At 67.3% G+C, this 25,800-nt stretch carries 24 protein-coding genes; 15 read left to right on the forward strand and 9 right to left on the reverse strand.

Annotated elements, in window-relative coordinates; all coding sequences use genetic code 11:
• The 15 genes from feoB (at position 1) to DFR40_RS05740 (ending at position 17,547) form a co-directional block, all read left to right on the forward strand.
• Positions 1-1,947 carry a ferrous iron transport protein B gene (gene feoB, locus DFR40_RS05670; RefSeq protein ID WP_121457524.1) on the forward strand — a complete coding sequence of 649 codons (1,947 nt, stop codon included), beginning with the start codon at positions 1-3 and terminating at the stop codon, positions 1,945-1,947.
• A gap of 7 nt (positions 1,948-1,954) precedes the next feature.
• The gene (locus tag DFR40_RS05675; RefSeq protein ID WP_121457525.1) at positions 1,955-2,197 is read left to right on the forward strand and encodes a ferrous iron transport protein A; all 243 of its coding nucleotides are present in this window, start codon (positions 1,955-1,957) and stop codon (positions 2,195-2,197) included.
• Positions 2,198-2,216: 19 nt separating this feature from the next.
• Positions 2,217-2,729: a sigma-70 family RNA polymerase sigma factor gene (locus DFR40_RS05680; RefSeq protein WP_121457526.1), complete on the forward strand. Its 513-nt coding sequence runs from the start codon at positions 2,217-2,219 to the stop codon at positions 2,727-2,729.
• Complete coding sequence (locus DFR40_RS05685; RefSeq protein WP_121457527.1) at positions 2,726-3,721, forward strand: FecR family protein; 996 nt, start codon at positions 2,726-2,728, stop codon at positions 3,719-3,721. Before DFR40_RS05680 ends, DFR40_RS05685 begins: the two co-directional genes overlap by 4 nt.
• A gap of 157 nt (positions 3,722-3,878) precedes the next feature.
• Complete coding sequence (locus DFR40_RS05690) at positions 3,879-6,731, forward strand: TonB-dependent receptor (protein ID WP_121457528.1); 2,853 nt, start codon at positions 3,879-3,881, stop codon at positions 6,729-6,731.
• A gap of 55 nt (positions 6,732-6,786) precedes the next feature.
• A complete protein-coding gene (locus DFR40_RS05695; protein ID WP_121457529.1) occupies positions 6,787-7,875 on the forward strand; it encodes a cytochrome-c peroxidase in 1,089 nt (362 codons plus the stop codon).
• Positions 7,875-10,607 (forward strand): insulinase family protein, encoded by a 2,733-nt coding sequence (locus DFR40_RS05700; RefSeq protein ID WP_121457530.1) that lies wholly within the window; start codon positions 7,875-7,877, stop codon positions 10,605-10,607. The genes DFR40_RS05695 and DFR40_RS05700 overlap by 1 nt, the downstream gene beginning before the upstream one ends.
• A gap of 138 nt (positions 10,608-10,745) precedes the next feature.
• The gene (locus tag DFR40_RS05705) at positions 10,746-11,252 is read left to right on the forward strand and encodes a sigma-70 family RNA polymerase sigma factor (RefSeq protein WP_121457531.1); all 507 of its coding nucleotides are present in this window, start codon (positions 10,746-10,748) and stop codon (positions 11,250-11,252) included.
• Positions 11,249-12,190 carry a FecR domain-containing protein gene (locus DFR40_RS05710; protein ID WP_121457532.1) on the forward strand — a complete coding sequence of 314 codons (942 nt, stop codon included), beginning with the start codon at positions 11,249-11,251 and terminating at the stop codon, positions 12,188-12,190. Before DFR40_RS05705 ends, DFR40_RS05710 begins: the two co-directional genes overlap by 4 nt.
• Before the next feature lie 82 nt (positions 12,191-12,272).
• Complete coding sequence (locus DFR40_RS05715) at positions 12,273-14,708, forward strand: TonB-dependent receptor (protein ID WP_121457533.1); 2,436 nt, start codon at positions 12,273-12,275, stop codon at positions 14,706-14,708.
• The gene (locus DFR40_RS05720; protein WP_121457534.1) at positions 14,708-15,823 is read left to right on the forward strand and encodes a PepSY-associated TM helix domain-containing protein; all 1,116 of its coding nucleotides are present in this window, start codon (positions 14,708-14,710) and stop codon (positions 15,821-15,823) included. The genes DFR40_RS05715 and DFR40_RS05720 overlap by 1 nt, the downstream gene beginning before the upstream one ends.
• Complete coding sequence (locus DFR40_RS05725; RefSeq protein ID WP_121457535.1) at positions 15,820-16,020, forward strand: hypothetical protein; 201 nt, start codon at positions 15,820-15,822, stop codon at positions 16,018-16,020. The genes DFR40_RS05720 and DFR40_RS05725 overlap by 4 nt, the downstream gene beginning before the upstream one ends.
• 128 nt (positions 16,021-16,148) lie before the next feature.
• On the forward strand, positions 16,149-16,634 hold the full coding sequence (gene bfr / locus DFR40_RS05730) for a bacterioferritin (RefSeq protein ID WP_121457536.1): 486 nt from the start codon (positions 16,149-16,151) through the stop codon (positions 16,632-16,634).
• A gap of 10 nt (positions 16,635-16,644) precedes the next feature.
• Positions 16,645-17,127, forward strand: coding sequence for a bacterioferritin (gene bfr / locus DFR40_RS05735; protein WP_121457537.1), 483 nt, complete (start codon positions 16,645-16,647; stop codon positions 17,125-17,127).
• 216 nt (positions 17,128-17,343) lie between these two features.
• Entirely contained in the window at positions 17,344-17,547 is a 204-nt protein-coding gene (locus tag DFR40_RS05740; RefSeq protein ID WP_121457538.1) for a (2Fe-2S)-binding protein, read from the forward strand.
• Positions 17,548-17,560: 13 nt separating this feature from the next.
• Here DFR40_RS05740 and DFR40_RS05745 read toward each other — a convergent pair whose 3' ends face one another.
• From DFR40_RS05745 to DFR40_RS05785, 9 genes are all read right to left on the reverse strand, one after another.
• Positions 17,561-18,655 (reverse strand): alpha-hydroxy acid oxidase, encoded by a 1,095-nt coding sequence (locus DFR40_RS05745; protein WP_121457539.1) that lies wholly within the window; start codon positions 18,653-18,655, stop codon positions 17,561-17,563.
• On the reverse strand, positions 18,652-19,329 hold the full coding sequence (locus tag DFR40_RS05750) for a Fe2+-dependent dioxygenase (RefSeq protein ID WP_121457540.1): 678 nt from the start codon (positions 19,327-19,329) through the stop codon (positions 18,652-18,654). Before DFR40_RS05750 ends, DFR40_RS05745 begins: the two co-directional genes overlap by 4 nt.
• 66 nt (positions 19,330-19,395) lie before the next feature.
• Positions 19,396-21,618, reverse strand: coding sequence for a catecholate siderophore receptor Fiu (locus tag DFR40_RS05755; RefSeq protein ID WP_121457878.1), 2,223 nt, complete (start codon positions 21,616-21,618; stop codon positions 19,396-19,398).
• A gap of 177 nt (positions 21,619-21,795) precedes the next feature.
• On the reverse strand, positions 21,796-23,154 hold the full coding sequence (locus DFR40_RS05760; protein ID WP_121457541.1) for a sulfite reductase subunit alpha: 1,359 nt from the start codon (positions 23,152-23,154) through the stop codon (positions 21,796-21,798).
• Positions 23,155-23,160: 6 nt separating this feature from the next.
• Positions 23,161-23,964: a DUF4198 domain-containing protein gene (locus DFR40_RS05765; RefSeq protein WP_121457542.1), complete on the reverse strand. Its 804-nt coding sequence runs from the start codon at positions 23,962-23,964 to the stop codon at positions 23,161-23,163.
• Between the two features lie 23 nt (positions 23,965-23,987).
• On the reverse strand, positions 23,988-24,500 hold the full coding sequence (locus DFR40_RS05770; RefSeq protein ID WP_121457543.1) for a DUF2271 domain-containing protein: 513 nt from the start codon (positions 24,498-24,500) through the stop codon (positions 23,988-23,990).
• A gap of 22 nt (positions 24,501-24,522) precedes the next feature.
• Positions 24,523-25,197, reverse strand: a complete 675-nt coding sequence (locus DFR40_RS05775) for a PepSY-associated TM helix domain-containing protein (protein WP_211329739.1) — start codon at positions 25,195-25,197, stop codon at positions 24,523-24,525.
• Between the two features lie 102 nt (positions 25,198-25,299).
• Complete coding sequence (locus DFR40_RS05780) at positions 25,300-25,584, reverse strand: hypothetical protein (protein WP_121457544.1); 285 nt, start codon at positions 25,582-25,584, stop codon at positions 25,300-25,302.
• A gap of 9 nt (positions 25,585-25,593) precedes the next feature.
• Complete coding sequence (locus DFR40_RS05785) at positions 25,594-25,800, reverse strand: heavy-metal-associated domain-containing protein (RefSeq protein ID WP_121457545.1); 207 nt, start codon at positions 25,798-25,800, stop codon at positions 25,594-25,596.

A 25,800-nucleotide genomic window follows, 5' to 3' on the forward strand; every position in this document is an offset into this window, starting at 1 on the left:
ATGAACGCCACCGCCACCACCGCCAACGCCATCCTGCTGGTCGGCCACCCCAACGTCGGCAAGTCCGTCCTCTTCCACCGCCTGACCGGCGCCTACGTGAATGTCTCGAACTATCCCGGGACCACCGTCGAAGTCACCCGCGCCAGCGCCCGCTTCGACCCGCAGGCGGCGCTGCTCGACACCCCGGGCGTGCTCGCGCTGCCGTCGCGCAGCGACGACGAGCGGGCGACCATGCGCGCGCTGCTCAACGAATCGAGCCGCTGCCTGGTCCAGGTCGGCGACGCCAAGAACCTGCGCCGGACGCTGACCTTGACCGCGCTGCTGGCCGAACTCGGCGTGCCGATGGTGCTGGCCCTGAACATGCACGACGAGGCAACCGCGCGCGGCGTCACCGTGGACATCCCGGCGCTCGCCGAACAACTGGCGATCCCGGTGCTGGCCACCGTCGCCACCGGCGGCGAAGGCATCGGCGAACTGACCGGCAGCGTCGCCCGCGCCGGCGTCGCCGACCGCATGCTGCGCTACGACCCGGCGCGCGAGACCGACATCGAGGCGCTCGCCGCCGCCATCACCGAACACGCGCCGCACCCGCGCCTGGCCGCACGCGGCCTGGCCATCCTCTTCCTCGGCAACGACAGCGAAGTCGAAGGCTGGCTGCGCGAACACGCCGGCGACGCTTACGGTCAACTCGAAAATCTGCGCAAAAATGCCGTCGACCGTGCACCGGGCGATCTGCCCGGCCTGCTCGCCCGAGAGCGCACCGAGGCCGCCGACGCACTGGCCGCCACCGTCACCCGCCGCGCCGTCAACAGCAGCCCGCTGCTCTCGCAGCGCATCGGCCAGGCCGTCGTCCATCCGCTGTGGGGCATTCCCATCCTGCTCGCCGTGCTCTACGCGGTGTACCAGTTCGTCGGCGTCTTCGGCGCGACGACGCTGGTCGGCCTGCTCGAGGAAGACCTCTTCGAAGGCATCCTCAACCCCGGCTTCACCGGCCTGGTCCAGGGCTGGTTCGGCGAAGGCCTGATCAGCGAACTGCTGGTCGGCGACTACGGCCTGTGGACGATGGGTATGACCTACGCGCTGGCGCTGATCCTGCCGATCGTCACCACCTTCTTCATCGCCTTCGGCGTGCTCGAGGATTCGGGCTACCTGCCGCGCCTGTCGGTGATCGCCAACCGCCTGTTCGCGATGATCGGCCTCAACGGCCGCGCCGTGTTGCCGATGGTCCTCGGCCTCGGCTGCGTGACGATGGCGACGCTGACCACGCGCATCCTGCATTCGCCGCGCGAACGCCTGATCACCGTCTTCCTGCTGGCGCTGGCGATTCCCTGCTCGGCCCAGCTCGGCGTCGTCCTCGGCATGCTCGGCGGCGTTTCCTTCTCGGCCGTGCTCATCTGGGCCCTGGCCATGGTCGGCGTCCTGCTGCTCGCCGGTTTCCTCGCCGCCAAGCTGATCCCCGGCCGGCGCATCCCGCTGGTCACCGAGCTGCCGCCGATGCGCCTGCCGATCGCCGGCAACGTCGTCAAGAAAACCGCCGGCCGCCTCAAGTGGTACCTGATCGAAGTCATCCCGCTGTTCCTGATCGGCACCTTCCTGATGTTCGCGCTCGACAAGATCGGCGTCCTGCCGGCCATCATCGAAGCCGGCGAACCGCTGGTCAGCGGCTGGCTCGGCCTGCCCAAGGAAGCCTCGGCCGCCTTCGTCATGGGCTTCCTGCGCCGCGACTTCGGCGCTACCGGCCTGTTCGTCATGGCCGACGCGCTCGACCCGATCCAGGCCGTGGTCGGCATGATCACGATCACGCTGTTCATTCCCTGCTTCGCCAGCCTGCTGATGATGGTCAAGGAACGCGGCATGAAGACGGCCCTGGCGATGGTCGCGGTCATCGTTCCCTTCGCCTTCTTCATCGGCGGCCTGTTCAACCTCGCCCTGCGCGCCCTCTGGTAAGACGACCATGAGCCAACACAACGAAGCCCGCCTTCCCCTCGCCTTCATCGCACCCGGCAGCGAAGTCCGCCTCGCCGGCCTGGGCGACGAGATCGACCCGCTCCAGCGCGAACAGCTGACCGCCTACGGCCTGGCCGAAACGCAGTCGGTCAAGGTGCTCCAGCAAAAGCCGATGACGGTGATCCTCGCCGACCAGGTCGAGCTCGCGCTCGAACACGCGGTCGCCCGCCACATCTGGGTCGTCAGCTGAGCCCCGGGCGCCGTCCGCGATGTCCGCCGCCGCCAGCCCGGATCCGCTGCACCAGCTGTACGCCAGCCACCACGGCTGGCTGCACGGCTGGCTGCGGCGCAAGCTCGGCTGCCCGGAGCACGCCGCCGACGTCGCCCAGGACACCTTCCTCCGCCTGATCGGCTCGCGCGACGCGCTGCTCGCGCTGTGCGAACCGCGCGCCTGGCTGACCACCACGGCCAACCGCCTGATCATCGACCGGGCCCGCCGCCACGCCGTCGAGCAGGCCTGGCTCAACGAACTGGCGGCGCTGGCCGACCCGCTCGCCGGCTTCGCCTCGCCGGAAGAACAATTGCTCGCCGCCGAGGCGCTGGCGCAGATCGCCGCTGCCCTCGAGGCGGTCCCGGCGAAGGCCGGCGAAGCCTTCCTGCTGCATTACCTGGACGGACTGACGCACGCCGAGATCGGCGAACGCCTCGGCGTCGGTCCGCGCATGGTGCGCAAGTACCTGGTGCAGTGCCTGGTTGCCTGCGCCCCGGCCGAACCGACATGAACCGGCGCCTCGAAGAAACCCCGGAAACGCTGGCCGAACAGGCCGCCGACTGGATCGTCCGGCTTTCCGCCGACGAACCCGGCGAACGGCGCGCCGCCGAATCCGGCTTCGCCGCCTGGAAACAGGCCGATCCGCGCCACGCCGCAGCCGCCGCCCGCCTCGAGGCGCTGCTCGGCCGCCTCGACCATATCCGCGACAACGGCAGCCAGGCCCCGGCCCGGCAGGCGCTACGCGCCGCCCGGCTGCGGCGAACGCCGCGCCGCATCGGCGCCGCCCTCGCCCTGGGCGCCGCCCTGCTGCTGCCGGCCTGGCTGGCGCTGCATTCGACGCCGGCACCGGTGCTGCTCGCCGACCTGCGCACCGGCAGCGGCGAATGGGCCGAACGCACGCTGGCCGACGGCAGCCGGCTGTCGCTCAACGGCAATTCCGCGGTCGACCTCGAATTCGACGCAAAAACCCGGACCATCGCGCTGCTGCGCGGCGAAATCCTGGTCGATGTCGCCCCCGACCGCGACCGCCCCTTCGTGGTCAGCACCGCGCACGGCAGCATCCGCGCGCTGGGCACGCGCTTCCTGGTCAGCCGCGAGGCCGACGCGACCGTGCTCAGCATGATCGAGTCGCGCGTCGAGGTCAGCATCGACGGCCAGCCCCGGCCGCTCGTCGTCGGCGCCGGCCAGCGCCTGCGCTTCACCAGCGGCGACGCCGGCGAACTGGCCACGGTCGACGGCGAACTACTCGAAACCGCCTGGCAGCGGCACCAGCTGGTCGTCCGCAACGAGCCGCTGGGCAACGTCCTCGACCAGCTCGCCCGGCACCGCCCGGGCCTGCTCCGCTACGACGCGGCGGCGCTCGCCGGCCTGCACGTTTCCGCGGTGCTGCCGCTCGACGACACCGACCGCGCCCTGCAACTGCTGATCAACAACTTCCCCGGCCTGCGCATCCGCACGCTGACGCCCTACCTGGTCGTCGTCGATCACCCGAAAACCCGCTGAATATTTTTTTGCCCGGACAGTTCCGCTTTCGCGATCTCGTCCGTCAATACCCATGAAAGACGAGATTGGGTAGCCACGCAGCATCCATAGTCGCGCCAGCCAGTTCCGGTACTCGTCCCTGCCCGCCCGGGCTCGCCAACCCCAATGGATGCCGACGATGACAAGACCGACCAACACCCCGACCCGCCCCGGCCGACTGCGCACCCGCCTGAAGCCGCTGGTTTTCCTCACCCACCTGGCGTTGACCGCGACCCTGGCCGCCGCCGTCACGCCGCTCGCCCACGCCCAGGCCAGCCGCCACTACGACATCCCGGCCGGCCCGCTCGACGCCGCCCTCAACCGCTTCGCGGTGCAATCCGGCGTCGCGCTGGCGATCGACGCCGAAAAGCTCAAGGGCCTCAACAGCGAAGGACTCAAGGGCAACTACGCGATCGACGCCGGTTTCACGGCGCTGCTGCGCAACACCGGCTACGGTGTCGCCCGCACGCCTTCCGGCTACATCCTGGTGGCGCTGCCGAAGAACGTCGACCTGTCAGCTGGCAGTGCTAGCGAAGCACAGCTTGCGCCGGTCATCGTGGTTGATCAGCGCGAGCCGCTCGGCATGACTGTCATCAGCAGAAAAACCATTGAAGCGATGCCTGCCGGCAACGGAGACATCACCAGCTTGCTGAAGACAGTCCCGAACATCCAGTTCGACAACAAACAGCAGAGTAGCAAGACCCCGGGCGAAATCGCACCGGCTGACATCAGCATTAATGGTGCCAAGTATTACCAGAACGCTTTCATTGTTGACGGTGCAAACTTCAATAACGACATCGATCCTGGCGAACGAACCGAGTCAAGGATCAATTCTCTCTCCGACGTTCCCGGCCAAAGCCAGGGTTTGGCTCTGGATACCGATCTGCTTGAAAGCATCACCGTATATGACAGCAACGTGCCTGCTGCTTACGGACAATTCAATGGCGGGGTTGTCGAGGCAAACACACGCAAGCCAAGCAAGGAATTACGCGGAAAGATTTCCTACCAGATGTCCCGCTCCGCTTGGACGAAGTATCACATTGACAAACGGCAGTTGCAGGAATTCGAGAATTCCTCCTCGCACTTCGACCAACCGGAATTCGAGAAAACGATTTTACGTGCCACAGTGGAAGGACATTTGACTGAAAACTTCGGTCTGATGGCAAATATCTCGCAGAAACGCTCGATCATTCCCACGAGTTTCTATTCATCAAACAACGTTACCAGCATGGGATTGCAAAAGCGGGACCAGGAACGTTCTATCGACAATTACTATCTCAAGGCATTCTGGAAACCGATCAGCCGACTGGATCTGGAAGGCAGCATCACCCATGCTCCGGAACAGAACACCTATTGGCGAGGCAACGCCGCCAACTCATCCTTTGAAACGCGCAACGGCGGAAAACTGCTTGGTCTGGTTGCCAAATGGGATGGCGACATTCTCAAACTCAATCAGAATCTTTCGTACAGCGAACTCGATCAATCTCGTGACTCGGAATTCGACGACTGGTACACCTGGCGAAAATCTTCGACGAAATTCTGGGGCGTTGGAAACAGTGCGAGCACCAGTAGCCTGGAAGGAGGCTACGGCGACATTGAACAGCAGCAAAAAACCTGGCGCTACAAAGCCACGGGGGACTGGAAAGCTTTCAGCATGCTCGGCATGCAACACAACATCCAGAGTGGTTTCGAGTTTTCTCACCAGCAGGTCAACTACAAGCGCCTGACCGAAAACAGCACCTACACAACCCCTGTTTCCACCGCAACCTGCACCAACAGCAGCGGTGTCGTCGTCGACGCCTGTTCGCTGGGAACCACAGTCAACGGATGGCCAGGTCAGCTCCTGACGCGACGCACCCGCTTTGCCATCGGGGAATTCGATTTTAACGTCACCCAATGGGGTGCATGGTTGCAGGACGACCTGGAAATCGGTCGCCTTTCCTTGCGTCCCGGAGTGCGGGTCGACGGTGACGATTACACCAAAACAACCACTGTCGCCCCGAGATTGGCCATCAAGTACGACTTGTTCGCCGACAGCACGACTATCCTGAATGCCGGCGTCAATCGCTACTATGGTCGCAACATCACCGGTTTACGGCTACGTGAAGGACGCAACCGACTGCGTTACAACAGCGAACAGCGGAACACGGTTGATAGTGCATGGACGGTAGGCACAAGGGCCGCGGACAACATGAAGTTCAATGAACTCGACGTCCCTTACGACGACGAACTGATGGCCGGTATAGAACAGCAGTGGTTGGGATTCAACTACCGCCTGAAGTATGTGCACCGCCAAGGCAAAGATCAGATCATCCAGGCCAAAGGTAGCAGCATCGGGCAACCTTCGACCGACCCTTCAAATCTTTCGAGCAGCTACACAACCTACACAAACGGCGGCAAGAGTGAGACTGACATCATTTCTCTGACCGTAACCCCAATTGAAGAATTCAGCTGGCTTGGCACCAGAACCACGGGACAGCTAGCGCTGGACTGGTGGCAAAGCAAAAGCAACGCACCGGACTACATCGATAGCGACACCGATGACTACGTGACCAACCCTTATATCCAATACAAGGGGAGTGTGATCCGCTATACCGACCGACCGGCGGAAAATTTCAACCGGCCGTGGACCCTGCGTCTAAGCACCGTTACCAGAGTTCCGCAGTGGCATCTGACCTGGTCGAATTTCCTGCGCTATCGCGCTGCATACAAGGCAGTTGGTCAAGTTGCATCGGCCAACACCTCGGGGGTCTTCCATAACGGGGTACAAATTGCCGTCTGGGAAGAACGCAAATACAAGCCAGCTCTGACCTGGGATCTACGACTTGGCTGGGAATACCCGATCACGCGTGATCAAGCTTTCTTCGTCAATCTGGACGTGTTCAACGTTCTCAACAAGGCTTCTGTTGCCCAAAGCAGCGTCAGCAGCAGCACCATTCCCACCTACGAAATCGGCCGCCAGTTCTGGGTCGAACTCGGTTACCGCTTCTAAATATGGAAACCGGGGTGCCGGCCGCAAGCGCCGGCACCCCCCGCTCCCTGACACCATGAAAAAAATCCTCCCCCTGATCTTCCTCGGCCTGCCGTTCCTCGCCTCGGCGGCCAGCGATTGCCGGCAGCCACTCGACGGTCGTGACCCGGCCTGCCTGCGCCAGGCCTACGCGCGGCCGCTGGCCGAATGGCCGGCGCCGCAGGTCGAGGGCCAGGTCGCCTGGCGGGAGATGGCGGCGGCGCAAGCGCCCGATCTGCCATCGACGCTGCCCTATCCGATGCTCAAGCTCGGCATCCGGCTTTTCTTCGACCCGGCGCTCTCGGCTTCGGGCAAGATCGCCTGCGCCTCCTGCCATCGCCCGCAGCACGCCTACGCCGATACGCTGGCGGTGACGCCCGGCCACGAAGGTCGCCTGGGGCGGCGCAATGCGCCGGCGCTGGTCGGCGTCGCCGGAGCCAGCAGCCTGTTCTGGGACGGCCGCGCACCGACGCTGGAACACCAGGCCCTCGGCCCGATCGCCGACCCGGCCGAGATGGCGATGGAACTCAAGGAACTGCCGGCCAAGCTGGCGGCGATCCCCGGTTACGCCGAGGAATTCGCCGCTGCCTGGGGCGACGGCGCGGTGACGCTGGCACGCATCCAGGGCGCGCTCGCCGCCTACCAGCGCACGCTGGCGCCGGAGCGCACCGCCTTCGACGCCTTTCTGGAAGGCAACAACAAGGCGCTCGACGACAAGCAACTGCTCGGCCTCCACCTGTTCCGCACCAAGGCCCGCTGCATGACCTGCCACAACGGCCCGGCGCTGAACGACAACGACTTCCACAACCTCGGCCTGACCTATTTCGGGCGCAAGTACGAGGATCTCGGCCGCTACAAGGTCACCGGCAAGAACGAGGACGTCGGCAAGTTCCGCACGCCGACGCTGCGCAACGTCTCGCGCAGCGGCCCGTGGATGCACAACGGCCTGTTCGGCTCGCTGCGCGGCATCGTCAACATGTACAACGCCGGCATGTTCCACCCCAAGCCAGCCAACGCCGCACAGGCCAAGGACCCGCGCTTCCCGGTCACGTCGCCGCTGGTCAAGCCGCTCAAGCTCGACGAACGCGAGCTGCAGGCGCTCGAAGCCTTCCTGAAGACGCTGTGATGCGCCGCCTGTTCCTCTTCGCGGCGGCCCTCGCCGCGCTGCCGGCGCTGGCCGCGGGCACGCCCTGGCAGCCCGAGGCGAGCGCCGGCGGTTTTTCGTCGTACCGGCTGGACAACGGCTTTCGCCTGATCCTGGCGCCCTTCCCCGACGCCGCGACGGCGCGCGTCGAACTGCTGGTCAAGACCGGCAGCAAACACGAAGGCTACGGCGAGACCGGCATGGCTCACCTGCTCGAGCACATGCTGTTCAAGGGCGCCGGCCGCCACCGCGACCTCAAGCAGGCACTGACGGCCCTGGGCGCGACCTGGAACGGCACGACCAACACCGATCGCACCAATTACTTCGAGACCGTGCGCGCCGACCCCGACAAGGTCGACGCGGCGATCCGCATCGAGGCCGACCGCTTCCTGCGACCGACCTTCAGCGCCGCCGATCTGGCCAGCGAGATGACCGTCGTGCGCAACGAACTCGAACGCAACGACAACAACCCGGGCAGCCTGGTCGCCCGCGCACTGCAGCGCCAGAGTTTCTTCTGGCATGGCTACGGGCGGCCGACCATCGGCGCCCGCAGCGACATCGAGAACGCCCCCTTCGCCGCGCTGCAGGCTTTCCATCGCCGCCATTACCGGCCGGACAACGCGGTCCTGATCGTCACCGGCAAGTTCGACGCGCCGCGCGTCCTCGACCTGGTCGGTCAACTGTTCGCGCCGGCCAAAAACCCGCCCGGCCCGCCGCCGGCCACATGGACCCGCGAAGACGGCGAACGCCTGCGCCAGCGCGCCGAAATCCACCGCGAAAGCGGCAGCACCGTCGCCGCCGCGGCCTGGCTGCTGCCTGGCGCCAGCGACCGCCAGACGCTGGCCGTCGACCTGGCGCTGCCGGCGCTGTGTGCCGACAGCTGGGGCAGCCTGCGGCGGACGCTGGTCGACGAGAAACGCCTGGCCCTCGGCGTCTCCTGCGCCATCCAGGACCGCCCCGAATACTCGCTGCTGATCGCCAACGCCAGCCACGGCCAGGACGCCGACGCGGCGACGCTGGCCGCCGCCTTGCGCACGGCGGTCGACCAGTTCGCCCGCGACGGCATCGACGCCGCCCAGCTCAAGCGGGTACGCAACAGCCGCCAGCGCCAGTTCGAGCGCGCCCGGCTTTCCCCCGAGACCACCGCCAACGCCCTCTCGGCGGCCGAAGTCGCCGGCGACTGGCGGCTGTTCTTCGTCGAGCGCGACATCGTCGCCGCGTTGACGCTGGATGAAATCAACGCCGCGCTGCGCCACTGGATCGCCGGTGTTGCCCCGGCCGAAGTCCTGCTCCACCACGGAGCGCCGCCGCGCACGCCGGCACCGCCGCCGGCAGTACCCGGACGGACGCTGGTCGAGGCCCACGGCCAGCGCGACTGGCCGCTGCCGACGCTGGCCATCGACCCGCTACCGGCGTCGCCGGCCGAGCTCGCTGCCGCCACCGTCGTCGTCCCGCTGGCCGACCCGTCGGCCAAAGCCGCGCTGATTTCGCGGCGGACCCAGGATGGCCGGGCACGGCTGCTGATCGCCAACGATTTCGGCGACGGCGAATCGCTGCGCGGTCGCCAGGCTGCCTGCCGGATCGCCGGCAGCCTGCTCGGCGAAGGCGGCGCCGGCATCGCCCGCAGCGAACTCGGGCGTCAGCTTGCCACGCTGCAGGCGCAGGCCAGCCAGAGCCTCGGCCGGATCAGCCTGAGCGCGCCGCCGGCCAAGCTGGCCCAGGCGCTCGACTTGCTGCTCGCGGTGCGCCGCCAGCCGGCGCTGCCGGAAGCCGCCTTCGAACGCATCCGGGCGCTGGAGATCGCCAGCCTCGAAGCCAGCCTGAAACACCCGGGCCAGCTGGCAGCGCAGCAGGCCATGCTGCGCTTCGACAACTATCCACCCGAACACCCCGGCCGGCCGCGCCCGGTGGCCGAGCAACTGGCCGAACTACGCGCCCTCGGGCTCGACGACGTGCGTCGCTGCATCGCCGATTTCGGCGGCCGTTCGCAATTGCGCATCGCCGCCGTCGGCGACCTCGACGAAGCCGCGGTCGAGGGCATCTGGCAGCGCTTGCAAAGCTTGCCGCCCGCCCCCCTGCCCTACGCCCGGATCGCCCAGCCGACAGCGCCGGCGCAGGTGGACAGCGAGGCCATCGTGGTCGCGCTGGGGCCTTTCCCGAACGCCGAGGTGGTCGGCCTGAGCCTGCTGCCGCTGCGCGACGACGACGACGATTACCTGCCCCTGGCGCTCGCCGTCCGCCTGCTCGGCGGCGACGCCAGCAGCCGCCTGCGCGTACGTGTGCGCGAGCAGGAAGGCCTGGCCTACAGCGTCAATGCTGCCCTCGCGGCCACTCCCTTTGACGCCCGCGCCCGCCTGACAATCACCGCCAGCGTCGCCAGCGACCAGGCCGAGCGCGCCCGCGAGATCCTCCGCGCAGAACTGGCGCGGGCGCTCGTCGGCGGCTTCGACGCAACGGAAGTCGCCGCCGGCATCGCCCGCTGGCAGGAAGACCGGCGCCGCGCGGTGCAGGCCGAAACCACCTACGCCGAACGCCTGGCGGCAATGCTGCAGACCGGCCGCGACGCGGCCTGGGACGCCGCCCGCGACGCGCGCCTGGCGACGCTCACCGCGGCCGAGGTCAATGCCGCGCTGCGTCGCCATCTCGGCCGGGCACCGCTGGTCTGGGCGATCGGCAAGGGGCAGCAGGGAGGCGTGGAAAATCCGCAACATTGACGGTCGACCGTCGAAAACAAGCAAAAACGGCGATTGACGAAGCCGGCGCCAATCTGGAAAATAAGAACCATTATTGATTAGCAAGCCAAATCGCCACCCGCGATCCAGCCAGCGCCCCCGTTTCCCCGGAGTTCCCCCGTGGCCCTGGCTGCCCCTTCCGATCCGCTGCACACGCTCTACAGCGAGCACCACGGCTGGCTGCACGGCTGGTTGCGGCGCAAGCTCGGCTGCCGGGAAGACGCCGCCGACCTGGCCCAGGACACCTTCCTCCGCCTGCTCGCCCGGCCGCCGGCCGAACTCGAGCTGCGCGAGCCGCGCGCCTTCCTGACCACGATCGCCCACGGCCTGATGGTCAATCACGTCCGCCGCCGCGATCTCGAGCGCGCCTACCTCGCGGCGCTGGCCGCCCAGCCGGCGGCAACCGCCCCATCCCCGGAAGAGCGGGCCTTGATCCTGGACAGCCTGCTCGCCATCGACGCCCTGCTCGACGGCCTGCCGACCAAGGCCCGCCAGGCTTTCCTGATGTCCCAGCTGGAAGGCCTCAAGTACGCCGAGATCGCCGAACGGCTGGGCGTCTCGCTGAGCATGGTGAAGAAATACATGCTCCAGGCGATGACCCACTGCATGGGCATCGCGGAAGCATGAACACACCGCCCGACCGGCGCACGCTGGCCCAGGCCGCCGAGTGGTTCGTCCTGCTCGCTTCCGGCGAAGCCAGCGACGAGGATCGCTGCCGCTGGCACGGCTGGCTCAACGCCCATCCCAGTCATCGCCTGGCCTGGCAGCGCGCCGAAGCCAGCGTCGCCCGCCTCTCCGGCCTGCCCGCCGCCCAGGCGCAGGCGGCCGCCCAGGCCCTGCGCCAGCCGCCGGCACGACGCCGCTTCGTCGGCCAGCTGGCCGCCCTGCTCACCCTGGGCGGCGCCGGCTGGCTCGGCTATCGCCACAGCGACCATTCGGCCGACCTGCGCACCGCGGTCGGCGAGCAGCGCGAAACCCGGCTGGCCGACGGCAGCCGCCTGCAGCTCGACACCGATTCCACGGTCGACCTCGATTTTTCGGCAAAAACGCGGCTGATCCGGCTGCGCCGCGGCCAGATCCTGATCGAAACCGCCACCGACAAGCTCGCCCGGCCGTTCATCGTCGAAACCGCCGAAGGCCGCATCCGCGCGCTCGGCACCCGCTTCACCGTCGAGCAGCTGGCCGGCCAGACCCGCGTCGCCGTGCTCGACCAGCGCGTCGCCATCCACGCCGCCGCCAGCAGCGATGCGCCGATCCTCGGCGCCGGCGAGGCCGCCCGTTTCGACCGCGACGGCATCCGCCTGCGGCAGACGGTCGACGACATCGACCGCAGCTGGCACCGCGGCCTGCTCGTCGCCAACGCCATGCGCCTGGCCGAGTTCACCGCCCGTCTCGGGCGCTACCGGACGACGCCGCTGCATTGCGCCGACGACATCGCCGAGCTGCGCATCTCCGGCGTCTTCCCGCTCGCCGACGACGAGCGCGCCCTGGCGACGCTGACCGGCGCCCTGCCGGTGACGCTGGTGCGCGGCGCCGACGGCGACCGGCTGCAGGCGCGCAAATAATCGCCGGGGCGCTGTACTTTTTTCGATCTCGCTTGGCAATGCGGGTGAAAGCACATCAACACCCTGCCAAGGAAAACCCACCATGCACGCTTCCGTCACCCGCCTGCGCCCCGCCGCGCTGGCCATCCACCTCGCGCTCGGCAGCCTGGCCGCCGGCGCCTTCGTCATGCCGGCCACGGCGCTGGCCCAGGCCGCGCAAGGCTACAGCATTCCGGCCGGCGCCCTCGGCCCGGCGCTGACCCGCTTCGCCGCCGAAGCCGGCGTCGTCCTCGGCTTCGACCCGGCACTAGCGGCGGGCCGGCAGAGCGCCGGCCTGCAGGGCAGCTACACGGTCGGCGAAGGCTTCCGGCAGCTGCTCGAGGGCAGCGGCCTGCAGGCGGTGCGCCAGGACGACGGCGGCTGGCTGATCCGGACTGCCGGCGAGAAGACGCTGTCGGCGGTCGTCGTCCAGGCCAGCGCCGACGCCTCGGCGGCCGGCCTGGCCGCCAACTACGCCGGCAACCAGGTCGCCCGCGGCAGCCGCGTCGGCGTGCTCGGCAACCAGGACATCATGGAAACGCCGTTCAGCACCACCGCCTACACCAGCCAGCTGATGCAGGACCAGCAGGCGAAGAGCGTCGCCGACGTCGTCCAGAACGACCCCACCGTGCGCCTCGCCCGCGGCTTCGGCAACTTCCAGGAGCTGTACGTGATGCGCGGCTTCCCGGTGCCTTCCGATGACATGACCTACAACGGCCTCTACGGCGTCCTGCCGCGCCAGTACGTCGCCGCCGAGCTGCTCGAGCGGGTCGAGATCTTCCGCGGCGCCAGCTCCTTCATCAACGGCGGCGTCGGCACGGTCTCCGGCTTCGGCGCCGGCGGCACGGTCAACGCGCTGCCCAAGCGGGCGCCGGCCGATCCGCTCAACCAGTTCACCGTCGGCATCGACCATGGCGGCCAGTACAACGTCGCCGCCGACCTGGCCCGCCGCTTCGGCCCCGACGACCGCTTCGGGCTGCGCATCAACGCCGCCCACCGCGACGGCGAAAGCACCGTCGACGACGAAAAGCGCCAGCTCGACCTGCTCGCCGTCGGCGTCGACTATCGCGGCGACCGCTTCCGCGTCTCCGCCGACGCCGGCTACCAGAACCACCGGATCGACGCACCGCGCCCGAGCGTCACGCCGAACGGCGCCATTCCCAAGGCGCCCGACGCCGACAGCAATTTCGCCCAGCCGTGGACCTTCGCCAAGGAGCGCTCGCTGTTCGCCACCGCCCGCGCCGAAGTCGACCTGAGCGAGCGCACGCTCGCCTGGATCGCCGCCGGCCAGCGCAACGGCGAAGAGGAAAACGTCCTCGCCAACCCGACCGCCAACGCCGCCGGCGCAACCAACGCCTACCGTTTCGACAACATCCGCGAAGACCGCGTGCAGACCGGCGAAGCCGGTCTGCGCACGCACTTCGCCACCGGCCCGGTCGGCCACACCGTGGTCGTCTCGGCCGCCACCTACGAGCTGCGCTCGAAGAACGCCTGGCGGGCTTCCGACTGGAACGCCAACGGCTTCGCCGGCGACGTCCTGGGCAACCTCTACCGGCCGAGCCCGGTCGCCATGCCGGCGATCGTCAACGCCACCGGCAACTACGCCGATCCGCTGACCACCGTGCGCAACCGCAGCAACTCGGTCGCGCTGGCCGACACCCTGGCTTTTGCCGACGACCGCGTCCGCCTGACCCTGGGCGCCCGCCACCAGAAAATGGACAACCGCACCTACGACTACAGCAGCGGCGCCGAGGCGACCCGCTACAAAAAGTCGGTGGTCACGCCGATGGCCGGCCTGGTCGTCCGCCTGCAACCGCAGCTCTCGGTCTACGCCAACTACATCGAAGGCCTGACGGCCGGCGACAGCGCGCCGTGGAACGCGACCAACGTCGGCCACGTGCTGTCGCCGCGCGTGATCAAGCAGAAGGAAATCGGCCTCAAGTACGACGGCGGGCGGATCGGCGGCGGCGTCGCGGTGTTCTCGACGCTCAAGCCCTTCGGCATGCTCAATGCCGCCAGCCTGTTCGTCGACGGCGGCGAACAGCGCAACCGCGGCATCGAGTTCTCGGTCTTCGGCGAGCCGGTGCGCGGGGTCCGCGTGCTCGGCGGCCTGACCCTGCTCGACGCCGAGATCACCAGCAGCCACGATGCCACCCTCAAGGGCAACCGCGCCGTCGGCGTGCCGCGCAGTCAGGCCAACGTCGGCGTCGAATGGGATGTTCCCGGCGTCCGCGGCCTGACGCTGACCGGGCGCACCGTGTACACCTCGACCCAGTATGCCGACGCCGCCAATACCCTGAAGGTCCCGGCCTGGACGCGCCTCGACCTCGGCGCCCGGTACACGACGGCGATCAACGACCAGGTCGTCACCTTCCGCGCCCGCCTCGACAACGCCACCGACCGCAACTACTGGGCCTCGACCGGCGGCTACCCGGGCTACGGCTACCTGGTCCTCGGCACGCCGCGCACGTTCACGCTCAGCGCCACCGTCGACTTCTGATGTCGCCGCATTCGCTGCGCACCTGGGGCTGGATCCACAAGTGGTCCAGCCTGATCTGCACGCTGTTCATGCTGCTGCTCTGCCTGACCGGCCTGCCGCTGGTCTTCTCGCACGAGATCGACGAGCTGGCCGGCGAGCATTTCGCCGCCGCGCCGCTTGCCGCCGATGCCCGCCCGGCCGGCGCCGACCGCGTCGTTGCCGCGGCGCTGGCGGCGCACCCCGGGCTGGTGCCGCTCTACCTGTTCGCCGAAGAGGATGACCCCGGGCTGTGGTACGCCAAGCTCGACCGCGACGTCGCCAGCGACGAGCGGAACGCCGTCCTCGTCGCGGTCGACGGCCACACCGGGGAGATTCTCGGCCAGCCCGACTTCGGCAGCGGCGTCATGGCGCTGATGTACCGCCTGCACGTCGACCTTTACGCCGGCCTGGCCGGCAAGCTCTTCCTCGGCGGCATGGGTTGCCTGCTGCTCGTCTCGCTGGTTTCCGGCGCCGTCCTCTACGCGCCCTTCATGCGCAAGCTCGAGTTCGGCTGCGTCCGCCGCCAGCGCGGGCCGCGCATTCGCTGGCTCGACCTGCACAACCTGATCGGCATCGCGACGCTGGTCTGGCTGCTGGTGGTCGGCGCCACCGGCGTCGTCAACACGCTCGGCGACCTGATCCTCAAGGCCTGGCAGCAGGAACAGATGCAGCAGCTGGCCGGCGGCCGCGGCAGCACGCTGCTGGCCGGCGACGCCGGCCACGACGGCAGCGTCGAGCAGGCGATCGCCCGCGCCCGCCAGGCTGCACCGGGGATGCAGGTGGACATGGTCGCCTGGCCGGGAACGCTGCTCAGCACGCCGCAACACTACGCGGTGATTTTGCGCGGTGAAACGCCGTTGACCGCAAAACTGCGCCAGGCGCTGCTGGTCGACCCGGCCAGCGGCGAGGTCCTGCAGGCCGCCGCCCGGCCCTGGTACGTGACCCTGTTCCAGCTGTCGCAGCCGCTGCATTTCGGTGACTACGGCGGCCTGCCGCTGAAAATCCTGTGGGCCGCGCTCGACCTGCTCGCCATCGTCGTCATCGGCAGCGGACTCTACCTCTGGCTGGCCCGCGGCCGGCGCGGAGCACGGCCATGAAGCGCGCCTGGCGGATCTGGCGGATGCCCCTGCTGCTCGCCCTGGCGAGCTGTGCCGGCCTGCTCGCGGCGCTGCTCGCCGACGGTCTCGGCGACTTCCTGTCGTGGCTGGCGCTCGGCCTGGTGGTGGCGATGTCGACGGTCTACAGCCTGCGCCGGCCGAAAACGCCTGACAACACAAATGAGAACAGTTCGTAATTCCTTGTTATTAAAGGATTTTTTCGGGAACAAAGCTTCAAATCCCCGGTCCTAGCCCCTACAATGCGGACCGAGGCAAGCCAGCCGCGACACGCCAGCCAGCCACCCCCACTTTCCGGAGAAATGCCATGAAGGGCGACAAGAAGATCATCGACATCCTCAATGAACTGCTGGCCGGCGAACTCACCGCCGTCGACCAGTACCTGATCCACGGCGAGATGTACGCCGACATGGGTCTCAACGAACTGGCCGAGAAGTCGATCCACGAATCCGACCACGAGCGCCAGCATGCCCGCGCGCTGATCCAGCGCATCCTCTTCCTCGAGGGCAAGCCGGACCTGACCAAGCGCGAACCGCTGAAGGTCGGCAAGACCGTCCCGGACATGCTCAAGGCCGACCTCGCCGTCGAATACAAGGTCGATGGCGACCTCAAGAAGGCCATCGCTGCCTGCGAGAAGGCCCAGGACTACGTCTCCCGCGACATGCTGCAGACGCAACTGGAAGACACCGAGGTCGACCACGCCTACTTCCTCGAGAAGCAGCTGCGCCTGATCGACCTGGTCGGCCTGCCCAACTACCTGCAGAGCCAGATGGGCTCGGGCAGCCCGGCCTGAGGAGCGCGACATGAAAGGCGACAAGAAGGTCATCGACATCCTCAACAAGGTCCTCAAGAACGAGCTGACCTCGATCAACCAGTATTTCCTGCACGCCCGCATGTTCCGCAACTGGGGCCTGGAAAAGCTCAACGACTACCAGTACAAGCAGTCGATCCGGGTGATGAAGGAAGCCGACGAGCTGATCGAACGCATCCTCTTCCTCGAAGGCCTGCCCAACCTGCAGAACCTCGGCAAGCTGATGATCGGCGAGAACGTCGTCGAATGCCTGCAGGGCGACCTGAAGTACGAGCAGACCATCCAGCGCCCGCTGCTGATCGAGGCCATCGCGCTGTGCGAGGAGCTCCAGGACTACGTCAGCCGCGAACTGCTCGAAGACCTGCTCGAACACTGCGAGGAGGCCATCGACTGGCTGGAAACCCAGCACAGCCTGATCGCCGACGTGACCCTGCCGAACTACCTGCAGGCGCACATGGAGCCGGGCGAAGGCTGATCCGCCCGACGCCCCCGAGAGCACAGACCGCGGCCGAGGCCGCGGTTTTTTTTTCGTCCGCCGCCCGCCCGCTCGCTGCGGGCATTTTTCTTGCAAATCAACGGTCGACCGTGAAATTTTGTCGAAAACGCGACAAGCTTGCAGATCGCTATTGACATTCATTCTCAAGTCAATAGAATGCAAATTGTTCGCATTACTTCCAATTCCGGAGCCACCATGTACGTTTGCGTCTGCCAGGCCGTCACCGATCGCCAGATCCGCGAAGCCGCGCAAAGTGGCGCGCGAACGCTCAAGGACCTACGCCGCGACCTCGGCGTCACCCGCGACTGCGGCCGTTGCGCCTCCTGCGCGCACGAATGCCTGAAGGAAGTACACGGCCACCAGGCCAAGCCGGGCAAGGTCGTGCGCATGGCGGCCTGAGGCCGCCTGCACCTCAGCCGGGGCAAAGATAGCCGGCGTCGATCGAGGCCAGGTCGGCGCAGCCGCACAGGGCCATGCAGGCCTCCAGTTCCTCACGCAGCAACTTCAGCAGATGCGCGACACCGAGCGCACCGGCCACCGCCAGCGCATGCGCGTAGGGGCGGCCGATCATCACCGCGTCGGCGCCGCCGGCGATTGCCTTGAAGACGTCGCTGCCGCGCCGGATGCCGCCATCGACCAGCAGCGTGAACCGGTCGCCGAGCGCGGCACGAAAGGCCGGCAGCAGATCGAGCGTGGCCGGCGTCGTGTCGAGGACGCGGCCGCCATGATTCGAGACGACGATGCCATCGGCACCGAGGTCGCGCGCCAGGCGGCCATCGTCGACGTGGAGGATGCCCTTGAGCAGCAGCGGCAGCCGGGTGCGCGCACGCAGCCAGGCGATGTCGTCCCAGGTCGGCGCCAGCCCCATCAGGCCGGCGAAGATCGGGCTGCCGCCGGCCGTCGCGCTGATTTCCGGGGTCGCGTCGAGGTTGACCGCGGCGATCCCCGGCGGCAACCGGAAGGCGGCCCGCTGCTCGCGGTTGCGGATGCCCGACAGCGGCGCATCGACGGTCACCACCAGCGCCCGGTAACCGGCCGCCTCGGCGCGCCGGACCAGCGCCAGCGAACGCTCGCGCTCGCCCTGCCAGTACAGCTGGAACCATAGCGGGCGCTGCCCCTGGCTGGCGATCTCCTCGAGCATGCAGGTCGCCAGCGTGCTCACCGCCATGCCGCCACCCATCACGCCGGCGGCCAGCGCACTGGCCAGTTCGCCGGCCGGGTGGAACAAGCGCTGGTAGGCGAGCGGCGCCAGCAGCAAGGGATGCTCGAATTCGTCGCCGAACAGCCGGCAACGCGTCTGGCCATGGCGCAGGTCGCGCAGCACCCGCGGCAGCAGCCGGCGACGGCGGAAGGCGTCGACGTTGGCCGCCGCCGTCAGCTCGTCGGCCGCCGCCCCTTGCAGGTAGGCCCAGGCATTGTCGTCGAGATGCGCACGCGCCCGCTGCTCGTAGTCGCAGGCGGCCACCAGGTCGTGCGGAATCGCCGCGAGCGGCGGCAACGGGCTCATTCCGCCCATTGCTGCAACAGCTTGTGATAGTGGCCGGTCAGCGCGACGACCTCGGCGCTGTCGCCGAGCTGGCTGCGCAGCTTGAGGATGGTCATGTCGAGATCGAAGAGCATCGCCCGCCGCCAGGCATCGCGGACCAGGCTCTGCGTCCACAGGAAGGAAGCAACGCGGACGCCGCCGGTCACCGGCTCGACGCGATGCAGGCTGGTGGACGGATAGACGATGGCGTCGCCGGCCGCCAGCTTGACCTCGTGGCAGCCGTAGCTGTCCTCGGCGATCAGTTCGCCGCCCTCGTATTCCTCCGGCTCGCTGAGGAAGACCGTGGTCGAGACGTCGGTGCGGATCTTCCGGCCAGTGAAGCGGTCGGTCTGGATCGCGTTGTCGATATGGTTGCCGTAGTGGCCGCCGTCCTGGTAGCGGTTGAACATCGGCGGCAGCACGTGCTTGGGCAAGGCGGCGGCGACGAACAGCGGATGCCGCTGCAGGCCCTCGGCGACCTGCCGCGAGAGCTCGCCGAACAGCGGCGAATCGACCGACAGCTGGAGGTTCTGCTTGCAGCCGGCGGCCTGCGCCCCCGAGGTCTGCAGGCCGCTGACCCAACCCGCCTGATCGAGACGGGCGCGGATCGCCGCGACTTCCGCCTTGCTGAGAACTTCCGGCACATGCAACAACATCGGTCTTTCCTTTCTTTCAATGCGAAAACCCGCCGGGTGGCGGGTTTCCATTCGCTTCGCGAGCGCTCAGAACTGCAGTTCCGCGGACAGGACCGCCGTGCGCGGCGCTCCCAGGTTCATCCGCGCCCCGCTGTTGTTGAGCATGGCGATGTACTCCTTGTCGAACACGTTATAGACGTTCAGCCGCAGGTTGAGGTTCTTGCTCATCTTGTACGCCGCCATCAGGTCGGTCACCCAGTAAGACTGGATCTTCGGCATGTTCGGCGGCGTTGCCGGCGTCCCGGCGGTGATCACCCGCTTCTGTTCGGAAACGTAGCGGCTGCCACCGCCGAGGGTGAGATCGCCGAGCGTGTAGGAAGTCCACAAGGTTGCCGTCAGCTCCGGCGACCAGCGCACGCCGGTGCTTTCGCTAACCACACCGGAACTGTTGCGGCTAGCCTGATCGATCTGCTTGGTCTTCATCTTGGCGATGCCGGCGGAGACCTGCCAGAAGTTGGTCAGCTGGCCGACCGCCGCCAGCTCGACCCCCTCGACCCGGGTCTTGCCTTCCTGGAAGTAGCTGGCGCTATCGACGTCGTAGCTGACCTGCTTGTCGTTGTCGGTACGATAGACCGCCGCGCTCAGGCTGAGACGCTTGTCGAGCAGCTCCCACTTGGTCCCGAGCTCGACGTTGATCGTCTCCTGCGGATCCATCGCCGCGTTCTGCTGGTTGTCCGTATCCGTCGACAGCGCAAAATTGCCGCTGCCCGGCGGCGTCAGCGACTTGGCATAGGCGGCGTAGATGCTGCCGTTGCTGGCCGGTTTGTAGAGTGCACCGACCTTCCAGCTGAACAGGTTGTCGGAAAGCCCGCCCTTGCTCGGCACCAGGACACCGCCAGTCAGCGTCTTGGCGTCGGTGTTCGTCTTGAAATGCTCGAAACGCAGTCCGGCATTGAGTTGCCAGCTTTCATTCAGCTTCAGCGTATCGAAGACATAGGCAGCGGCTGTCTTGGTGTTGCCGTCGGTATAGGCCCCGGTCTTGTACGGCTTGGCCAGGCTGACGTCGGCATCCGGGTGATACAGGTTGGCGGCCGTGACGGTCAGGCCGGTGGTCGAGAAACCGAGCGCTTTCTGCCGCTCGTACATGAGTTCCAGCCCGGCCGACAGTTCATGCTTGATGAAACCGGTGCTGAAGGCGGTGTTCAGGCTGGTCTGGTTGGCGACGATCTCGTTCACCTGGTCGATCCGCTGCCGCGAACGGCTGAGCGTCCAGGTCGACGGATCGGCCGGCGTCACCGCAGTGATGGTGTTGATCCCGGTCAGTATCCGGTCCATCTTCGAACGGCCCAAACGGAAGACGTTGCGGACGGTGGTGTCGCTGCCCAGATCATGTTCGAACTTGGCAGTGGCCATGTCAGCCTCGACTTTTTCATAGTCGTGCTTGCTGCCGTAGAAGTTCTCGCGGTCGACCTTGCCGGCCGCGCGGACTTCCGCGGTGGCGTTGAAGAAACCCTTCATCCCGATCGTCGGGATGCCGCCGTCCGGGACGTTGTCCTGACGCACGTGCTGCGAGTAAAGATAGAAGCGGGTCGGCGAGTTCAGGCCGAAGGCGATCGACGGCGCGAAGCCGATGCTCTTGTTATGCACATGGTCGCGACCGGCGACGTCGGAATCCTGGGCCATCACGTTCAGGCGCAGCGCGACGCCTTCGGCCAGCTGACGGTTGAGGTCGGCGGTGACCCGCTTGTAGTCCTCGGTGCCAAGCGAGAGCGACGCCGAATTGATGTTCTCGGCCTGCGGCAGCTTGGAAATCAGGTTGATGTAGCCGGATTGCGAACCGCGACCGATGTCGCTGCCGGCCGGCCCCTTGACCACCTCGACCTGCTCGAGGTTGAAGACGTCGCGGGTGACCGCGCCGAGATCGCGGATGCCGTCGACGAAAGTCGAGGTCTGCGTCGAGAAGCCGCGCATCTGGAAAGTGTCGCCAGCCGAGGTATTGCCGTTCTCGCCGAGCTGCATGGTGATTCCCGGCGTGTTGCGCAACGCATCCATCAGGGTCGCGGCGCCTTGCTCCTGGAGCATTTCCTTCTTGATCACCTGGATCGTCTGCGGCGTATCGACCAGCGGCTGGGTGAATTTGGTGCTGGCCGAGCGTTCGGCCTTGTAGCTGACTTCGGCATCGGCCTTGACGGTCGTCGCCGGCAGCGTCTTTTCGGCTTCCTGGGCATGCGCGGCAACCGGCAGCGCGGCGGCCATCAGGACGAGGAGATGCGAGGGAGCGGGGTGTTTACGGCTGCGGATCTTGGTCATGAACGCCATCCTGTTGTTGCGGGTAAGGAAAGTTGGCTGGCGTTCCAGACCCCGGCGGACAGGGCGATACGGATGGCTGGCTAGGAATTGTTACTGCTATATGGTAACAATTCTCATAAGCACTCGCAACAAATAGCAACAAATTAGCAACACCTGTGTCAATTCCGCAACACCGGTCTAGTAGATGTCGCGCCGGTAGCGCCCCTCCCCGAGCAGGACGGCACGTTGTTCGGCACCGAAAATTGTCGTCATGGCGGCGTCGACCGCCGCCCCCATGCCCCGGGCGCTGCCGCAGACATAGATCGCGGCGCCGCCGGCAACCCAGTCGCGCAGGCTGTCGGCCGCCCGCAGCAGGCAGTCCTGAACGTAGATTTTCTCCGACTGATCGCGGGAAAAGGCGAAGTCGGCACGGACGATCAGGTCGGCCTGCTGCCAGGCGGCGATCTCGTCACGGTAGAGGAAATCGGTGGCGGCATTGCGCTCGCCGAAGATCAGCCAGTTGCGCCCGTCGCCGGCTGCCGCCCGGGCGCGCAGGTGGGCGCGCAGGCCGGCCATGCCGGAGCCGCTGCCGATCAGGATCAACGGCCGCCCGGCGTTGTCGCCGAGCCGGAAGTTGCGGTGCGGACGCAGGCGCAGCGCGGCGCACTGGCCGGGTGCCAGCTGTTCGCACAGCCAGCCCGAGGCGACGCCGCTGCGGCCGTCGGCGTCGCGCTGCAGGCGGACCAGCAGATGCACGCGACCGTCGCCCGGAATCGAGGCAAGCGAGTAATCGCGCGGCCGCGACGGGTCGCCCGGCGCCAGCACCTGGGCCAGGTCGCCGGCCTGCCAGTCGGGCAATGGCTGGCCACCGGCCGGGGCAAATTCGAGATGAAAGAGCGGCGCGCCGGTGCTGCCGGGGTTCAGCTGGCGGCGCGCAAGCAGTTGCCAGTCGGCAAAGGCCGGGGCCTGCCAGTCGGGAACGTCGGCAGTGCCGGCCAGGTGCGCCAACTGCTGGCGCCAGCTGGCGAGGGCCGCTGGCGCCGCACGGTCGACCTCGATCGGCGCGAACAGCGGTGTCGCGCCGCATGCCTCGAGCCAGCGCCCGAGCAGCCGACCGAAGCCGCAGAATTGGCGGTAGTCGCTGTCGCCGAGCGCGAGCAAGCCATAGTGCAGGTCGCCGAGCGGCAGCCGCTGGCCGAGCAGGCTGCGCGCGAATTGCAGGGCGCTGTCGGGCGGATCACCCTCGCCGGCGGTGGCGACGATGAACAGCACCTGGCGGCTGCGCAGCAGACGTTGACGGTCAACCTCGCCGAGCGGGCAAATTTCGGCGGCGATGCCGGCAGCGGTGAAAACCGCCAGCGCTTCACCGGCCAGTTCCTCGGCGAAGCCGGTCTGGCTGGCGTAGGCCACCAGCAGGCCGGCCCCGGCACCGCCGCTGCCGCGTCGCGCCGCCTGCCGCCGCCGTTCACGCCACCAGACGCCGGCGCACAGCCCGGCGTAGGCGGCAAGCACGCCAGCAGCAGCCAGCCCGCGGGCCGGGTCGATCGAAAACGGCATCGCTGCTTACTGCGGCAGGACTTCCAGCGTCGCCACGTAGGACAGGCGGCGTTCCTTGGCCTGCTTGACCGTCGTCTTCGCGTCCTGTGCATCGACGTCGAGCCAGTAGAGGCCGGGCTGCGGCCATTTCACCGAGATTTTCCCCTCGGCATCGGTCTTCAGCTTGATCTCCTCCTTCTGGTCACGATAACGGCTGCCGCCGCGCACCAGTACGACCTCGAGGTCCTTGGCCGGCTTGCCCTCGAGGTCGAAACGGAAGACCGCGACCTCGCCGGCGACCAGATCGTTCGGGTGGGTCAGCGGGACCATTTCCAGGCCGACACCGGTCGCCGTCAGCGGCGTCGGCTTGCCGACGGTGACGAAGGTTTCCAGGCGGCCGAGCGATTCGCTGACCTTGAGATCCTCGGCCCCCGCCGGAACGTTCTTGGCGAAGGCCTCGGCGTTGCCGCGGAAACGCTTGCTCTCGCCGCCCTCCTTCCAGCTGGCCATGACGCCGCCGCTGGCCATCGTCAGGCGGTAGGTGCCGGTTTGGGCCAGGTTCAGGTCGAGCACGCTGCGCAGCTTGCCCTGCATGAAGTTCTCCGGCGCCACCTTGCTGCCGTCCGGGGCGACCGCGGCGAGATGCTCGAGGCCGCGCAGGGGGGCGTGGTTGTACACGAACTTGTCGTTGCCGGCAGCCGCCGCGACGGTGATGTAGCCGGCCTTGGAAAGCACCGTCGACGACGGTTCCAGCCAGATGTCGTGGGCCTGCGCCTGTTGCAAGCCGAGGCTGGCGACGACGGCGGCGACAAACTTCAATCCTTTTTGCATGGGAATCTCCTTGCGGGTTGGGGTCACGGTTTCAGTTCGAAATTCAGCTTGCCCAGCTCATGCTGGCCCTGGGCGGTGAGCACGGTCGCCTTCTGCGGCGGCCACTGGAACGGCAGGCTGAGCAGTTCGCGGCCACCGGCCTCGCGGGCGGCTTCGACCTGCAGCTTGTATTCGCCGGGCGGCAGCTTGGCCAGCGGCGCCTTGCCCTCGGCGAAGGTCAGGCTGTGCAGGCCGGGTGCCCGCGTCGCGCTGGTCACGCCGTCGATCGGCACCTCGAGTTCGCGGCCGATGCGCCGCCACCACTGGCGCATGTCCTTCAACCACTTGGTGCCTTCGGCGTTCTTCAGCTTGCCGTCGTACCAGACGGCGAGATTGGCGGCGACGCTGTTGTCCGGACGCTCGACCCAGACGGCGACATAGGGCCGGTGATACTCGGCGACGCTGAGGCGCGGCACCTCGATGTCGAGCTTGATCTCGGCGGCCAGTGCCGGTGCGGCGACGATGGCGGAGAATGCCAGGGGCAGCAGTTGACGCATGCGGTTAACTCCTTGGACGGACTTAGTGGATGAAGAGGATCGCCAGCAGCGCCGGCAGTACCGCGCCGAGACCGACCACCGGCCAGATTGCCGGGCGATGCACGGCGTGCAGCTTGAGAATGAGCAGGCCGCTGATCGAGAAGACCAGGCAGGCAACGGCGAACAGGTCGATGAACCAGCGCCAGGCGGTGCCGGTGTGGCGCCCCTTGTGCAGGTCGTTGAAATAGGAAATCCAGCCACGGTCGGTGACTTCGTATTCGAATTCGCCGCTGCCGGTGTCGATGCGCAGCCAGGCATCGCCGCCGGGCCGCGGCAGGGCCAGATAGACTTCGTCGGCCGACCATTCGGCCGGCAGGTCCGGCACGGCCAGCGCCCGGGTCGTCACCAGCCACTGCCGCAGACTCGCCGGCAACGGCGCTGCCTGCGCCTGGTCGGCGATTTGCACGACAGCGGCGAGTTCGGCCGCCGGCAACTGGCCAACGACGCTGTGGCGCTGCGGCGCCGCCTCGATTTCGCCGGCGTGGTTGAGGGTGATGCCGGTCAGTGCGAAGAGCAGCATGCCGACCAGGCAAATCGCCGAACTGATCCAGTGCCAGCTGTGCAGTTGCTTGAGCCAGCGACTGCGGCGCGTGGCCTGGTCGATCGTGGGTGCGGACGCGGCGGACGGCGACTGGCCGGTTTTTGCGGAAAGGGGCACGGCAGAAATGAATCGTTGCTAAAGGACAACGATTCTATTGTTGATAATGCTTATCAACAACCAATTTTTACATTTGCTGACACTCTGCCCGGCCGCGACCGCCTAGGCCAGGCGGTGAAAATCACTGCAGCCGGCCTGCAGCAACATGGTCAGCACCGCCACCAGGCTGCCGCCAGCAAAAGCGACGACGATCAGCGGCGGCTCATCGACCAGCACCGGACAGTCGATGGCCTGTGCGGCGAGCAGTTCCTGCACCGCGCCACTCCCGCCGCTCTCGACCCGACACACGCCACCGAGGCAGCGCAGCAGCCCGGGCAGACGAGCCGGCGCATCGGCCTCGGCGAGCGAGGCCAGCAGCCAGCATTCACGAGCGTCGTGCTGGCTCACCGCGGGCGCCTATTCGGCGTCGAAACCCGCATCCTCGATCGCGGCCAGCAAGTCGGCCCGGCCGACCTGCTGCGGATCGAAGCTGACCGTGGCCTGCGCCGCCTCCAGCGAAACCTCGGCGCTGGCGACGCCGGGCAGCGCGCCGAGCACGCCGCCGATGTTCCTGACGCATCCCTGGCAGCTCATGCCGCCGATCTTGATCGAAGTGGTTTCCAT

Source organism: Azonexus fungiphilus, from assembly GCF_003634965.1.
Taxonomy (GTDB): domain Bacteria; phylum Pseudomonadota; class Gammaproteobacteria; order Burkholderiales; family Rhodocyclaceae; genus Azonexus; species Azonexus fungiphilus.